Genomic DNA, 14838 nt, shown 5'->3' with positions numbered 1-14838 from the left:
GGCAGAAATGACATCGTTTTTAATATATTATAGTTTATTCAACTTTTCTAAACTCATTTCATTTAAGCCATTTATCACCAGGTTAGCCTTCCCCAAAACATCGGGCGAGCCTATTCCTACCACTTTCATTCCACCGTTAATAGCAGCCTCAACCCCGGCTATAGCGTCCTCGAAAACCACGCAATTTTCCGGCGCAATACCTAACTCTTCCGCGCCTTTCAAAAACACTTCCGGATCGGGTTTGGGCTTACTCACTTTATTACCATCGATTACAACGTCAAACAAATGAGCGATACCAACCTTTTCCAGTATCGTTCTTGAGTTCTTGCTCGCCGAGCCCAGTGCCGTTTTGATGCCTGCATTTTCACATGATTCAACAAACTCCTTTGCTCCTGGCAGTACTTCATCCGGCGTCATTTTATTGATCATCTCCACATACCAGTTGTTCTTTCGCGTCGCCAGTTCTTCCTTTTCGGCATCAGTTTTTGAAAGGTCGCCCCATTGCAATATCAGGTTGAGCGATGCCACGCGGCTCACACCTTTCAGTTTTTCATTGTCTTCTTCGGTAAAATCAAATCCCAGTTCATTCGCCAATCGCTTCCATGCCTTGTAATGGTAAACCGCAGTATCCACAATCACTCCATCCAGGTCAAAAATGCACGCTTTTATCTTATTCATTCAATTTCTTCAGCAAATAACCGGCTGATTTTAAAGTAGCTAAATATATTTATTAATGTGTACTTTTTGGCAGTAATTCTAAAACTAATGTCGCCTTCGCCGGCAGTAAAAGTTTAGAAACATCAATAGTCTCGCCTGTAATTACGTCCTTTGCTTTTTCAGCGCCGTTAATACGTTCAGCATAGCGCTCTGTCTTAACCTCCTGTTCTTTCTCACGGCTATTATAAGCGATCATTATCGTTTTCGCCGCATCATACCTGAAAAACACGTACACGCCATTTTCAGGAATGTATTGCATCATCTTGCCCGTTTGTAACGCAGGCGTGTTTTTACGGTAATTAGCTAAAGTTTTAACATAGTTAAGGGCCTCATTCTCTTTAACGCTTCTGCCTGTCGGCGAAAATTTATTATCCTTGTCGCCCGGCCAGCCACCCGGAAAATCCTCACGCACCAGGCCGTCAGGGTTTGAGAAGTTTTTCATCAGTATCTCATCCCCATAATACATCTGCGGTACGCCGCGCATGGTCATCAGCAAAGCCATTCCCGATTTATATTTTGTAAAATCCTCTCCTACTACCGAAAGAAAACGGCTCATATCATGATTATCCAAAAAGATAACATTCTTAGTGGGGTCTTTATAAAGAAAATCCTGGGCCATTACCGAATACAGGCGGTTAACACCTTCGGTCCAGCCCTCATGTGCGTTCAAAGCATCATAAACCGCTTCTTTCCAAACCCCGTCCGTGACGCCAGGCAGATGTGTATCCAAACCGCGGTTTACTACATTTCCTTCGGTAAAAAATGCCTGGTTGGCTGCCGACCACACCAACGTTTCGCCGAATATGGAAAGACGCGGAAATTCGGTTCTTACATCTTTCGCCCATTTAGCCATATATCCAGGATCGTTGTAGGGATAAGTATCCAGCCTGAAGCCATCTACCCCTGAGTATTCCACCCACCAGATGTGGTTCTGCGTAAGGAAGTTCTGCAGATAAGGGTTATTTTCATTCATATCAGCCATCCGGTGGTCGAACCAGCCGTCGAGCATCTGTTTCCTGTCCGACGGTGCTGCATGCGGGTCCATTACCGCCGCGTCGCGAAAGTTTGATTTAGTATATTTCGGCCATTGATGTACCCAGCTTTTCATTGGCATATCCTGTATGGTGTAGCCTTCGGTGCCGGCATGATTGTGCACCAAATCCATCACCACCTTCATACCCATTGCATGGCATTTTTCTACAAACTGTTTATATAATTCGTTGGTACCATAGCGGGGATCGATCTTATAATGATCTGTAACCGCGTAACCGTGATAAGATGCGCTTGGCTCGTCGTTTTCAACGGCTGGGGTTAGCCAGATAGCCGTAACACCCAGTTCCTTTAAATAATCCAGGTGGTCCATGATACCCTGCAGATCACCTCCATGCCTGCTGAACATTTTAGTCCGATTGATCCCTTTTTCGCGCATACCGGCGACGGAATCATTTTTGGGGTCGCCGTTGGCAAAACGGTCCGGCATGATCAGGTATATCAGATCTTTATTGGTTACACCCTGTGCACGGTCGGGCGAACGATCACGTTTCTTCAAAGCGTATTGATACATGAGTGTTTTTTCGCCCGCTTTAGTGAATTTTATCGGGAACGTTCCCGGAGTTGCACCTGAAAAAATGCGCAAGTCGACAAATAAATAATTAGGATTTTCAACTTTATGCACCGCAATAAGCTTCACGCCGGGGTAGTTCAATTCTACTTTTCGGGAGGCAATATCCTTGCCGTGCACGATCAGCTGGAGGTTAGGATTACTCATACCAACCCACCAAAACATAGGTTCTACACGCTCCAAAGCAGGAATTTGAGCCGAAACGCCCAACGCCACCAGCAGGCAGCCAACTGTCAAAAACAATGATTTTCTCATACCAGGTTTATCAGGAAAAGTAACCGGATGTCGATTTTACTATCAACGGTCACGGCGTTTCAAATTTAATATAAAAATGATTTCCTGCATGAAAAAGTAAAAATAAGGGGTTGGTGATTGGTGATTAGGGACCAGGCCTGTTTTATTAGAAGATATACCATGAGCAAATTCCTATTCCGCAGGCCTGACATATAGCCTATACCTCGCCCTTGCTGCAGATTTTTGGTGATGTATTTTTCAATAAAATTTGCGTAACCCAAACATTACATATATATTGCGTAACTCAAACATTACGCATTCATGCAAAGAGATATTATTGTTAAATGGTTCTTCGCCCACCCGCCCGAAAAAGTATGGGAGTGCCTGACAAAACCGGAATTGGTGAACGAGTGGTTAATGAAAAATGACTTTTTGCCGGTTGTTGGCCATAAATTTCAGTTCCATAGTAAACCGTTGCCAAAAATGGGTTGGGATGGTATCGTTTATTGCGAGGTGCTGGAAATAATTCCTTATCAAAAACTGGCATATAGCTGGCAGGGCGGTCCAAAACCCGGTGTTATAGGCTTAGATACAGTCTTAATCTGGACACTGGTACCGGAAGCTGGAGGAACCCTGATGATCCTGGAGCATAAAGGTTTTAAGGGCTGGAAAAACTATATCGCCAGTATCTTTATGGAAAATGGCTGGAAAAAAGGCATTCAGCGGAGATTTGATAAAATTCTAAACGATCATATTAATGGCAAGACTAAATTCGGACCCCTTCCAGGCGATTGCAGATACTAACCGCCGGCAAATATTGCTGATGCTTACTGGTAAAAAATTATCTATCAATGTGGTTGCTGACAATTTTGATATCAGCCGGCCGGCCATATCCAAACACATTAAAGTGCTTTGCGAAGCTGGCTTTGTTCAAATAACTGAAGACGGGCGCGAGCGCTATTGCGAATTGAACCCGCAGGGTTTCGACGAAATAAAGGAATGGATCATTTACTTCGAGCAGTTCTGGAAGGAAAAATTGCAAAACCTTGAAAATTTACTGGACAAGCGCTCAGGGAAAAGCGACGATAAAACAATTTAACCAAACAACAGGAAATATTATGAAATCAATTTCAATCATCTCTATCCCGGTAACAGACCAGGAAGCAGCTAAACAATTCTATTTAAAGCTTGGATTTAATTTATTGGTAGAAGCGCCGTTTGACAAGGATCAAAAATGGGTGCAGCTGGCTTTATCCGGGCAGGAAGCAGTATCCATTACCCTCGTTACCTGGTTCGAAAATATGCCGGCAGGTTGCCTCAATGGCTTTGTTATAAACACTGACAACCTCGATAACGATATCGAGGACTTATCCGCAAAGGGTATAACTGTTGGTAAAGTGGACCAGACACCGTGGGGAAGATTTGCGGCAATAATAGATCCGGACGGCAACCGTTTAAGCTTACATCAAAATTAACAACGCAGGGACATGGTGTAACACGTCCCTGCATACGCCTGGTCACCAGCGGTCCAGTCCAAGCAGCTTTCGTCCCAATGGGCTTAATTCCGCAACAGGGTTTTTCTTTTCCCGTTCCATCGGATCGCCCGGGAAAGCGTACCCTTGCATAGCTTCGCGGCTTTGCCAGCTGTTGATACGCCATTGGCGTAGTTCCTCGTTATCTTCCTGGGCAGGCATCATCGCTATATATTGTGCGATACGCACCTTGTTACCGCTTGTATTCGGGCGAATGCCATGTGGCTCCAGGCTGTTGAATATCAGCAGGTCCCCTGCTTCCAGCTTAACCTTTACTATTTCAAACCCCGTTGTATCGGGCTTATAATGATCGCGGTCGACAGGTTGCATTAGTTTCCATGCGTCATAGGTCCGGTATAGTTCAGGCACACACTGAAAACCTCCCATATTTTCATCCGTCTGGTCGGCCAGCGCCAATACCCCCTGTACATTTTGCGGTTTGGTTTCCGGATCATAATCCCAATGGATAAACCCTTTATATTCAAAGCCCGGCCTTAATGGAAAATTCAGATTGGCCCTGTCAATGGTCACCCACAATTTTTCGGTTCCCCAAACATCAGCAAATGCCTGGTGAACCTTTGGATATTGCCTGTTATCCCACATGTATTGCTGGTTATATATTTCTACCATGCCGGTATTGTTCAGTTCCGTCATTTGCATTTGTGCATTGGGCCGTTTGTACCAGCTTTCGATATCGTTGGGGTCTTTATCCTCATACTCCCATAAATAATCCGCAAGCCTTTTTGCCTGCTCCTTCGGCACGGCATTTTTAACAACTACATATCCATTCTCTATCCAGAACTTCCAGTCATCCTCTGTCAATACCCGCAACGGTTCGCCGTTGCTACGGTCATTTAATTTAATTTGACTCGATTTTGCGGTAGACGGGTTACCAGGAATTTCCTTATGAGCATTTCCGGGGCTCATTATCATGGTGCCCATGGTTTGATTTTCAGTTTTCATATCTGCTGTTGATTTACATATCAAAAGTAGCACTGTTATAAGCAGTAATTATACTTTGCAATGACCAAAATTTGCTCTACATTAACATTTTTAATAACTTCAAGCAAATTATTAAAGCAATAAAGATGAACGAGATCCAACTTGAAAAGGTAGTTTTTGAGCCCGGAAAGTCGTTTAAATTATTCTCTCCGCGACTGCGTAATACTTTTTTATGGCATTATCACCCCGAATACGAGTTGGTTTATGTGGAAGCCGATGCCGGTATACGTCACGTAGGGTCGCACATTTCCGGTTATACCCAAAGCGATCTTGTGTTCATAGGCGGCAATCTCCCCCATCTCAATTTTGATTATCGCCTGCGGAGCGAATACCACCAGGTTGTTATACAACTACGCGAGGATTTTATGGGCAATGCCATCAACACCTCGCCGGAATTTTCCGTTATTAACCAGTTGTTCAAAAGGTCGGCCTCAGGCGTCGCTTTTTATGGTGAAACCAAAACGATTGCCGCCCAACGGCTTAAGCGGCTGGAAAACCTGTCATCGTTTTACCAACTGATGGAATTGATGGATATTTTCCTGTTCCTGGCAAATTCGACGGAGTACCAGGTACTTAATGGCGATGACCTGAGCCTTCGGTTCTTTTTGAAAGATAAGATACGTATGGGTGCAATATACGAATATATCGATGCCAATTATAACCGTAAGCCCGACGTGAACGTCGTGGCCGAAAAGGTATACCTTACAACACCTGCATTTTGCCGTTATTTTAAAAGGCAAACCAATATGACGTTTACTGATTTTGTGAATCAATATCGTATCGATATGGCAAAAAACTTATTGATGCAGGACAAAAATATTACCGAAACCTGTTACGCGGTTGGGTTCGAAAGCCTGTCCTATTTCAATAAATTATTCAATAAAATCGTCGGACAGAATCCGTCTGAATTCAAAAGATCGTGGCCCGGACGGGATGCCGATCATCATTGAGTTTGTTTAAATAACAAAACACAATTAGCTTATTACCAATTCACTATAACATTTATTTATGATTTTCCGGCATTAAAAATTGTTAATAACTATTAGTGAACCTATTCTTTTTGCCCCCGTATAAAGTGGTGTTTAACAGAACATTTTGTTGCCGACCAGGCAATTTTATACGACCGGACGATGAAAAGAGAAATTACCGCACTGCTATTACTTTCAGGCTTAATGTTTTATTCCTGCAAAAAAACGGCAGTTCAACCAAACACCGATGGCATTACCATAACAACCCCTACAACTTCTACATCGACAACGGGGCAAACGTCTACGTCCAGCAATGCAGACGGACCAAGTGTAACAGGACTGGTGCGACTTAAAATGACCAAAGACTCAATTAATTCAGATGGTATTCTCATCAATTTCAAGCCGACTGCTAAACCAATATATGTGATCGGAGAAGATGCTCCTGCCTTGCAGGGTTATGGGGTTGTGACTTTATCAAGTATATCAAGTGATAACGTCCCCCTTGCTATAAACTCGTTACCATTGTCTGGCAAGGGTCGGTCAATCAACCTTAGCGTCTCTTCTACAATGGAAGGCGTTTATAAACTGCAAATGGAATCAATAACCTCTGTCCCCTCTGGTTACGAGGTATGGCTGATGGATGGTTATAAGAAAGATTCGGTTGATATGCGCCAAAACCCAAGCTATTCCTTTAATATTTATAAGGCGGATACAGCTTCATCCGGAAGGAGCAGGTTTAAACTTACATTCCGTTATAAGGTGAATTAACCAACGCCGATTTTCAACTTTTAACTTTACGGTTACTTCCATTTCACTATATTGGTCGGTACCAATTCCGACCGATGAAATACTTAGCCATTTTAGTATTTGCCGTTACCCTGGGGCTCATTTACAGCCTGCAGATCAAAATCGGCGATATTCCCCCTCTCGGAAAATTGCTTAATCCCGGCACCGGCTTCTGGCAGAACGCTGAAAGCAAAAACACAGGGTCAGATGAACAGTTGCAACTCGACGGATTGACCGGTAAAGTTGTAATCCACTATGACGAACACCGCATACCGCACATTTTCGCCGAAAACGACCATGATCTGTATTACGCCCAGGGATACATAACAGCGCATGACAGGCTTTGGGAAATGGACATACAGACACGCAGCGCCTCGGGGCGGCTTTCGGAAGTCGTTGGGGTGAAGGCGCTCGAAGTTGATCGTTATCATCGCCGCATAGGTATGACTTACGGCGCAGAAAACACCTTACGCGGAATGATGAAAAACCCGGTTTCCAAGATGATGATCGGGGCATATTCCGACGGGGTAAATAGCTTCATCCATCATTTGAGCAAAAAAGACTACCCACTCGAATTTAAGCTGCTCGACTATGCTCCAGAAGAGTGGAAGCCAATCGATTGTGCATACCTGTTAAAACTGATGTCCGAAACACTGGCTGGCGGTTCCGACGATTTTGCGATGACCAATGATCTAAAGGTGTTTGGGGCTAAGGATGTGAACGACCTGTTTCCTGACTATCCTTTTCATGAGGACCCGATAATTCCGGCGGGAACGAAATGGGATTTTAAGGCTCTGCCGCTCCCAAAGCCTTCAGCTGATTTCATAGCTCAAATGACCGGTAGAATAAAGCCTAAAGAGCGCATTCCCGGTATTGGCAGTAACAACTGGGCCATTGCGGGAAGCAAATCTGCAAACGGCTACCCCATTTTGGCCAATGATCCACATCTCAACCTCACTTTCCCTTCAATATGGTACCAGGTCCAGCTATCATCCCCTACTGTAAATGTTTATGGAGTTTCGTTACCGGGCGCACCATGCGTGGTTGTAGGCTATAATCAAAATATTAGTTGGGGTGTAACCAACGTGGGCGCCGATGTGCTCGACTGGTACCAGGTCAAATTCAGGGATAACACCAAAAACGAATATTGGTACAATAATAAGTGGAAGAAAACGAGCAAGCATGTCGAGGTCATCAATGTGCGCGGACAAAAGCCGCTTTACGACACTGTAATTTATACCCACCACGGGCCTGTGGTGTACAACAGTACGTCACAAAAACCCGAAGGCGATCACGAAAACGTACCCGTTGGCGATGCGCTACGTTGGATAGCACATGATGAGTCGGATGAATTTATGACCTTTTACCTGTTAAACCGGGGAAAAAATTACGATGATTACCGAAAGGCGCTTACCTTTTATACTGCCCCGGCTCAAAATTTCATTTTTGCTGACAAGGAAAAGGATATTGCTATCACACCCAATGGAAAGTTTCCATTAAAGTTCCGGGAGCAAGGTAAATATATTCTGGATGGCAGCGACCCTGCAAACGATTGGCAGGGTTGGATACCTTATGATCAGAATCCAACAGTTAAGAACCCGGCCCGCGGTTTTGTAAGTTCGGCAAATCAATCGTCAACAGATCAAACTTATCCATACTATATCAATTGGGATTTTGAATTATACGACCGCGCCAAACGAATAAATGACTTGCTTTCAGGAATGAAAAATGCGACAGCAGATAGCATGCGCCTGATGCAAATGGATGATTACAGCATGCGGGCCCACGACGTGCTTCCGGAGATGCTTGAGTATATCGATGCCTCTAAATTTAACAAAGACCAGAAATGGGCGCTTGAACTTGTAAGGGATTGGGATAAACGTTTCTCCGCAAATTCTGAAGGAGCAAGTATTTTCAACGCATGGTGGCTCAGTTTTTACGACATGGTTTGGGATGAGTTTGATCGCAAAGATATCCTGTTGAATTACCCCTCGTTTGACCGCACTGAGAAATTATTATTAACCGAACCCGGCTCGAAATGGTTTGACGTACTCAATACACCAGGCAAAGAAACCTGCACCGGCATTGTAAACAGGTCATTTACCGTCTCTGTTAGCCAGCTGATAAAAACTCACGGAAAGCCCGGAAAAAACTGGGAGTGGGGCAACGTTAAGGACACTCATATCAATCACCTGGCTAATCTCCCCGGTTTCGGAACGGGGCATTTTTCCGTTGGCGGCAACGGATCGGTTATCAATGCATTAAAAGGCGGAAATGGTCCGTCGTGGCGGATGGTGGTACAACTGGGGCCGGAAGTAAAAGGTTACGGCGTTTTTCCGGGTGGTGAGTCGGGCAACCCGGGTAGTTTTTATTACGACGATATGTTTGAAACCTGGAGAGACGGCAAACTGAACGAATTGTTATTTCTTAAAAACATCAATGAAAAATCGGCAAGAATTAAATCAACCCTTATTTTAAGCAGCAAGTAAAAATGTTATTCTTAGCTATACTTATCCTCACCATTATCTGCAGCTATTTTTTGCCCTGGTGGTTTTTGGCGGTTATTGCTTTTGCGACTGCATGGTTTTTTAGGAAAAACCCCGGGATATCGTTCTTCGCAGGGTTTTCCGGAGTGTTCATTGCGTGGACGATACTGGCTCTTGTAAAAAGCGTCCCGAATGATAACATTTTGGCAACCAGGGTAGCCCATCTCTTCCAGTTACCTAATTGGTGGCTACTGCTTATTGTTACAGGGTTTATCGGTGGGCTGGTCGGCGGCATGTCCGCCTTATCCGCTACGCTGATAAGAAAGGCTTTTGCAAAGGGCTAAACAAAAAGCCCTCCGGAGTTAACCGAAGGGCTTTATTACTAAAGGGAGAAAAGATTAATTAAATATATACCTTATACCAAACTGTGCCTGCCATCTTGAAAACTGGCTGATGTCAGTTTTATAAGAGCTGGTTACAGGTACAAGATTGTTTGCATCCAAATATGGGAATGAATATTTCGCCTTACCTGTTGAAGCGTCAATGCCCTGGTAACGCAGTACGGTTACCGAGCCACTGCTAAACCCGTTAAACGCTGTCTGGTACAATCCCCAGTCGCGATTCAGGAAGTTACCAAGGTTAATGATGTCAAAGGTAAACTCCAACGTATTTTTCACTTTCCCTGATTTGATATAGAAATCCTGTGCAAGGTGCAGGTCTGCTCTTTGGAAATAAGGCAGTATGGCACCGTTACGTTGAGCAAATTGTCCTCTATGGGCGCTAAGATATTTATCCTGGCCGATGAAGTTGTTTAATTGCACCCATAATTGATCTGGCGTACGCAAATCTTTTGCATCGTTAGGTACCAGGATGATATCACCCTTGTTTTTCGGGATATACATCAGGTCATTAGTAGCACCATCGTTATTAGGGTCTCCCGCTGTAATGTACGATACGGCACCGTTGTTCGCCCTCTCAAACACTAAACCAATAGTTGTGGTAGCGTGTTTGATGTAATCTTTCTTATAGGCGAAAGACGCGATGATCCTGTTAGGCTGTACAAATGAACTGTTCGACAGGTTGTCAGCGTTCGGGTTGCCCGCTACGTAGCGTGTGCTCCAGATAGTTGAAGCTGTAGAGCCGCCGTCGTTCACGTCTTTTGTTACAGTATGCGTATACGCCACATTGGCATATAAACCATTTGAGAAGCTTTTTTGCAACTGGCCAGTAACAAACCATGAATAACCTTTGTTGGTATTTGTCATATAATATAACCCTGTGATAGACGGATTAGCTGCAGTTGCTGCAGCAGCGGCCGGGGTAATATTTTTTGAATCGTAACGAATTTGTCCTTCAACACCCGGTAACGTGGTAAAACCGTCTGAAACCACCAGGTTCTGGTGATAAATAGCATTGATATCTTTAGTGTATGCACCCTCAATAGTTGCTATAATACCGCCCGGTAATTTCTGGTCAACGGCCAGGTTTGACCTCCATATTTTTGGATATTTCAGATTCGGGTCAGCTACGTCAAGCTCGTATGAAGTATTGGCAGCGGCATTTGTCGGCCTGTTGGCATTCACATTTGGGTTGAAGATCAGCTGTGCATTTTGAGCCGGTGTATTAGATGCAGCTCCTTTGTTTATTGTGTAGGAGCCAAACAACACACCGTTGTTTGACGCCTGGTTTGATATCCATACAAAAGGCACTGTACCGGTAAAGAAGCCAGTACCACCACGAATTTGCGTAGACTGGTCGCCATTTACATCCCAGTTAAAGCCGATGCGTGGCGACAACTGGATCCTGTTTTTAGGTAATACTGACGGATCTACATGGATACCTTGCTGGAAAGCCAGTCCCGGTACATTTGGATTCTGTTGCAGCGTGGTCGGGAATGCATCATAATCGGCACGGATACCATAAGTTAAACGGATGTTATCTGTTACGTGAAACTTATCCTGGGCGTATAAGCTGTATATACCTGCTTTGATCTTTGCATAAGGAAAAGAACCGTCAGGCAACGCCGAAAAACGTGTCGAATAAGCGAGAGCCGGCAAGCCGTTCAGGAAATCATAAGCCGAATTGTAAGTGTACAAACCGTTATAATTTGGAGCAAAACCATTGGTATAGCTCTGTATTTGATCACTTGTACCGATCACAATCTCGTGCTTACCGGCAAAAATTGTAAAGTCATCGGAGAACTGGGCGATATTGGTACTCAATAAGTTATTGGCAGTAAACAGTTCGTAACCAAAGCTGGTTTGCACTGCCGAGGCCGTAGTTTCTGTAACAATACCTGTAACCGGATCAGTACTTGCAACGCCATTGCCAATGTCAACCAATGGAATAGCAGTGCCTCCCAGCGATGCACGATAATCACGCAGCGCTGAATAACCTACAGTTAACCTGTTTGACATGCTGCTGCTGATACGTGTATCCAACTCGATGATGCCAATGTTAAAGTTATTATTGATACGATAACCTGAACCGTAGAAAGGTAGCGTTGTAACGCCGGGAGCACGCGTGGTATTGCTAATGCCTACTATACCCGAGTTGCTGGCAGGGTTATCCCTATATGATTTCAAATAGAAATATTTGGCGCTCAAAACATTGTTTTTATCAATGTTCCAGTCCAGCTTCACAGTCATTTTATCGCTGTGTGTCTGGTAGCTATAGCCCTGGTAAGGGCCTGGGTTGTATCCATAATTGGTCTGGAGGTACTGCGCTATTGAATTCAACGTAGCTGCATCGGCCTGTGATACGTTGGCACCTGTTGAACCACCGCTTGAAGCAACATAAGAAGTAGCAGGAGCGCTTATTCTTTCCTGCTCGCCTGATAAGAAAAAGAATAATTTATTCTTGATTATCGGACCGCCAACGCTTAACCCGGTTTGGCGATAGGTGAACGGAGTTTTGGTAATATCCGTAGGGCCTGCGTGATAACCGGTAAGTGTAGTGCTGCGAACATAATCGTAGATCGTTCCTTTAAACTCATTAGTACCCGATTTCACGACAGTATTAACACCGGCACCGGTAAAGTTACCCTGACGAACGTCATAAGGCGCAATATCAACCTGTATCTGGTCAATAGCGTCGAGCGAGATCGGCTGAGAGTTTGTCTGGCCTCCAAGTGTGCCTGACAAGCCAAACGAGTTATTAAACAAAGCACCGTCAACAGTGATGTTGTTAAAACCGCTGCTGCGACCGCCAAAGCTCAAGCCGTTTGCCGAAGGGGTTAATTTAGTAAAATCCTGCAATGAACGGTTAATTGTCGGCAACGCCTCGATCTGCGCACGGCTGATGGTTTCGCGTGCGCCTGTCCTCGAAGTGTTGAATACCTTTCCTTGTGTACCGGTAACTTTTACTTCTGCTAAGGTAGTGCTGTTTTCTTCCACTTTAGCGTCGATACGCTGATCCTGGCCAATTGATAAAGTGATGCCATCCTGCACAAAATCTTTGTACCCCACAAAAGTGACTTTGAATGTATACGGCCCGCCCACCCTAAGGTTGGGTATGTTAAAGCGTCCGTCTGCACGGCTGGCGGTAGAATATACCGTTCCGGTAGGCGTATGGGTCATCGTAATAGTCGCGCCGGGTATCGTTCCTTTGCTATCGGTAACGATACCGTTAATGGACGCAGTTGTTACACCCTGGGCAAAAGCATTCTCGCCTGCGAGAAATGAAATGCCGGCCAGTAGTAATAAGAGTAAATACTTCCTCATACTTGTCTTTTTTTAATAAATAATTGAATGAACTGATGTGGCGCAAAGATATGTAACAGCCTCATGACATTTATTAAATTTGTGTTAATATTTATTGTACAATTTTCAACATTTAACCTGTTTGACACACAATTATTTAACACAATGACTACATTCTTGTAATATTTACATAAATAACTGTATTTTAGAGGATTAGTTAGACTATAATTTTGGTGGGATTTGTGTACATTTGGTAAAAATTTGCGCCTGTTATCAGTGCTTTTTTCTATTCCCCCCTTTTTACTTAGCTTTGCCTCAAATTCAAAAAGCATATAAAAAATATGGACTACGATTTAATTGTTATTGGGTCTGGCCCGGGCGGATATGTAGCAGCTATACGCGCTTCTCAGCTTGGCTTAAAAACTGCAATAGTTGAGAAAGAATCATTGGGTGGTATTTGTCTAAATTGGGGATGTATACCAACCAAAGCATTGTTAAAAAGCGCCCAGGTATTTGAGTATATCAATCATGCTGCCGATTACGGCCTGAAGGTTTCGGGTGGTGAAGTAGATTTTGAATCGGTGATAAAACGAAGCCGTGGTGTGGCCGACGGAATGAGCAAAGGCGTTCAGTTCCTGATGAAGAAAAACAAGATCGAAGTTTTGATGGGTACCGGCAAGCTTAAATCGAAAGGCACCGTACAGGTTACCGGAGCAGACGGTGCGACAAAAGATTATACCGCTAAACATATCATATTGGCCACAGGCGGACGCTCGCGCGAATTGCCAAACATCAAACAGGATGGTGTAAAAGTAATTGGTTATCGCCAGGCAATGAATTTACCGAAGCAGCCAAAATCGATGATCGTGGTAGGATCGGGGGCTATCGGGATCGAGTTTGCCTATTTCTATAATGCGCTTGGCACAAAGGTTACCGTGGTTGAGTTTATGGACAATGTAGTGCCACTTGAAGACGAGGAAGTGTCGAAAGCGCTGAACCGTATCCTTAAAAAACAAGGCATAGACATTATGACCAGTTCAAACGTCGAATCAGTCGATAGCACCGGGGATACCTGCAAAGTAAAAGTTAAAACAGCTGCTAGTGTAGTAGACCTCGAAGCAGAGATCGTTCTCTCGGCAGTTGGCATCAGCACCAACCTGGAAGGGATCGGGCTTGAAGAGAATGGTGTTAAAACCGACAAAGGCAAGGTTGTGGTTGACGATTTTTACCGTACCAATGTTGAAGGCGTTTATGCCATTGGTGATATCGTTAAAGGACAGGCCCTGGCACACGTCGCGTCTGCCGAAGGTATTATTTGCGTCGAAAAAATTGCCGGGCAGAATCCTGAACCATTAAATTACAACAACATACCGGGCTGTACTTACTGTAGTCCGGAAATAGCATCCGTTGGTTACACGGAGAAAGCCGCTAAAGAAGCGGGTTACGATATCAAAGTAGGCAAATTCCCTTATTCTGCGTCAGGTAAGGCATCTGCCGCAGGGGCTAAAGACGGTTTCGTAAAGGTAATATTTGATGCGAAATACGGCGAGTTCCTGGGGGCGCACATGATCGGTTTTAATGTGACCGAACTGATCGCTGAAGTGGTTACTGCCCGCAAACTGGAAACTACCGGGCACGAGATCATCAAATCTGTTCACCCTCACCCAACCATGAGCGAAGCTGTAATGGAAGCTGCAGCAGAGGCTTACGGCGAGTGCATACACTTATAATTCAAGTCCATAGTTGATAGTCCATCGTCGATAGAAAAATATAGACTCGATGGACCATCGA

The 14838-nt window shown here is 44.4% G+C and carries 12 protein-coding genes; 8 read left to right on the top strand and 4 right to left on the bottom strand.

All coding sequences use genetic code 11. The features are described 5' to 3' along the window. Positions 1-27 precede the first annotated feature (27 nt). Together pgmB and FRZ54_RS15180 are read right to left on the bottom strand one after the other, a co-directional pair. Positions 28-678, bottom strand: coding sequence for a beta-phosphoglucomutase (gene pgmB, locus FRZ54_RS15185; RefSeq protein WP_147032434.1), 651 nt, complete (start codon positions 676-678; stop codon positions 28-30). A gap of 52 nt (positions 679-730) precedes the next feature. Continuing rightward, positions 731-2593: a glycoside hydrolase family 13 protein gene (locus FRZ54_RS15180; protein ID WP_147032433.1), complete on the bottom strand. Its 1863-nt coding sequence runs from the start codon at positions 2591-2593 to the stop codon at positions 731-733. Between the two features lie 300 nt (positions 2594-2893). Between FRZ54_RS15180 and FRZ54_RS15175 the strand changes: the two genes are divergently transcribed. The 3 genes from FRZ54_RS15175 to FRZ54_RS15165 are packed head-to-tail and all read left to right on the top strand — an operon-like array spanning position 2894 to position 4047. Next, a complete protein-coding gene (locus FRZ54_RS15175) occupies positions 2894-3376 on the top strand; it encodes an SRPBCC family protein (RefSeq protein ID WP_147032432.1) in 483 nt (160 codons plus the stop codon). After that, positions 3330-3671 (top strand): ArsR/SmtB family transcription factor, encoded by a 342-nt coding sequence (locus FRZ54_RS15170; protein ID WP_147032431.1) that lies wholly within the window; start codon positions 3330-3332, stop codon positions 3669-3671. Before FRZ54_RS15175 ends, FRZ54_RS15170 begins: the two co-directional genes overlap by 47 nt. Before the next feature lie 19 nt (positions 3672-3690). Next, the gene (locus FRZ54_RS15165) at positions 3691-4047 is read left to right on the top strand and encodes a VOC family protein (RefSeq protein WP_147032430.1); all 357 of its coding nucleotides are present in this window, start codon (positions 3691-3693) and stop codon (positions 4045-4047) included. A gap of 42 nt (positions 4048-4089) precedes the next feature. Here FRZ54_RS15165 and FRZ54_RS15160 read toward each other — a convergent pair whose 3' ends face one another. After that, on the bottom strand, positions 4090-5067 hold the full coding sequence (locus tag FRZ54_RS15160) for a phytanoyl-CoA dioxygenase family protein (protein WP_228462503.1): 978 nt from the start codon (positions 5065-5067) through the stop codon (positions 4090-4092). Positions 5068-5192: 125 nt separating this feature from the next. Here FRZ54_RS15160 and FRZ54_RS15155 point away from each other — a divergent pair, with 125 nt between their 5' ends. The 4 genes from FRZ54_RS15155 (at position 5193) to FRZ54_RS15140 (ending at position 9690) form a co-directional block, all read left to right on the top strand. Then, on the top strand, positions 5193-6056 hold the full coding sequence (locus FRZ54_RS15155; protein ID WP_147032429.1) for a helix-turn-helix domain-containing protein: 864 nt from the start codon (positions 5193-5195) through the stop codon (positions 6054-6056). 180 nt (positions 6057-6236) lie between these two features. Continuing rightward, a complete protein-coding gene (locus tag FRZ54_RS15150) occupies positions 6237-6842 on the top strand; it encodes a hypothetical protein (RefSeq protein WP_147032428.1) in 606 nt (201 codons plus the stop codon). Positions 6843-6916: 74 nt separating this feature from the next. Continuing rightward, positions 6917-9349: a penicillin acylase family protein gene (locus FRZ54_RS15145; protein WP_147032427.1), complete on the top strand. Its 2433-nt coding sequence runs from the start codon at positions 6917-6919 to the stop codon at positions 9347-9349. 2 nt (positions 9350-9351) lie between these two features. Next, positions 9352-9690 (top strand): hypothetical protein, encoded by a 339-nt coding sequence (locus FRZ54_RS15140; RefSeq protein ID WP_147032426.1) that lies wholly within the window; start codon positions 9352-9354, stop codon positions 9688-9690. A 54-nt stretch (positions 9691-9744) separates the two neighbouring features. Here the strand turns inward: FRZ54_RS15140 and FRZ54_RS15135 are convergent, their stop codons facing one another. Continuing rightward, positions 9745-13068 carry a TonB-dependent receptor gene (locus FRZ54_RS15135; RefSeq protein WP_147032425.1) on the bottom strand — a complete coding sequence of 1108 codons (3324 nt, stop codon included), beginning with the start codon at positions 13066-13068 and terminating at the stop codon, positions 9745-9747. A 320-nt stretch (positions 13069-13388) separates the two neighbouring features. Between FRZ54_RS15135 and lpdA the strand changes: the two genes are divergently transcribed. Continuing rightward, positions 13389-14777, top strand: coding sequence for a dihydrolipoyl dehydrogenase (lpdA, locus tag FRZ54_RS15130; protein ID WP_147032424.1), 1389 nt, complete (start codon positions 13389-13391; stop codon positions 14775-14777). The last annotated feature ends 61 nt before the right edge of the window (positions 14778-14838 follow it).

The sequence above is a fragment of the Mucilaginibacter ginsenosidivorans genome (assembly GCF_007971025.1).
Lineage (GTDB): Bacteria > Bacteroidota > Bacteroidia > Sphingobacteriales > Sphingobacteriaceae > Mucilaginibacter > Mucilaginibacter ginsenosidivorans.
Note: the sequence above shows the minus strand (reverse complement) of the source record. Positions and strands in the feature narration are given on the sequence as shown.

Bases quoted from the DNA above. Each gene is read 5' to 3' on its own strand.
- FRZ54_RS15165 (WP_147032430.1), top strand. From the start codon at position 3,691: ATGAAATCAATTTCAATCATCTCTATCCCGGTAACAGACCAGGAAGCA.
- FRZ54_RS15150 (WP_147032428.1), top strand. From the start codon at position 6,237: ATGAAAAGAGAAATTACCGCACTGCTATTACTTTCAGGCTTAATGTTT.
- FRZ54_RS15170 (WP_147032431.1), top strand. From the start codon at position 3,330: ATGGCAAGACTAAATTCGGACCCCTTCCAGGCGATTGCAGATACTAAC.
- FRZ54_RS15175 (WP_147032432.1), top strand. From the start codon at position 2,894: ATGCAAAGAGATATTATTGTTAAATGGTTCTTCGCCCACCCGCCCGAA.
- FRZ54_RS15160 (WP_228462503.1), bottom strand. From the start codon at position 5,067: ATGAAAACTGAAAATCAAACCATGGGCACCATGATAATGAGCCCCGGA.
- lpdA (WP_147032424.1), top strand. From the start codon at position 13,389: ATGGACTACGATTTAATTGTTATTGGGTCTGGCCCGGGCGGATATGTA.
- FRZ54_RS15155 (WP_147032429.1), top strand. From the start codon at position 5,193: ATGAACGAGATCCAACTTGAAAAGGTAGTTTTTGAGCCCGGAAAGTCG.
- FRZ54_RS15145 (WP_147032427.1), top strand. From the start codon at position 6,917: ATGAAATACTTAGCCATTTTAGTATTTGCCGTTACCCTGGGGCTCATT.
- FRZ54_RS15140 (WP_147032426.1), top strand. From the start codon at position 9,352: ATGTTATTCTTAGCTATACTTATCCTCACCATTATCTGCAGCTATTTT.
- FRZ54_RS15180 (WP_147032433.1), bottom strand. From the start codon at position 2,593: ATGAGAAAATCATTGTTTTTGACAGTTGGCTGCCTGCTGGTGGCGTTG.
- pgmB (WP_147032434.1), bottom strand. From the start codon at position 678: ATGAATAAGATAAAAGCGTGCATTTTTGACCTGGATGGAGTGATTGTG.
- FRZ54_RS15135 (WP_147032425.1), bottom strand. From the start codon at position 13,068: ATGAGGAAGTATTTACTCTTATTACTACTGGCCGGCATTTCATTTCTC.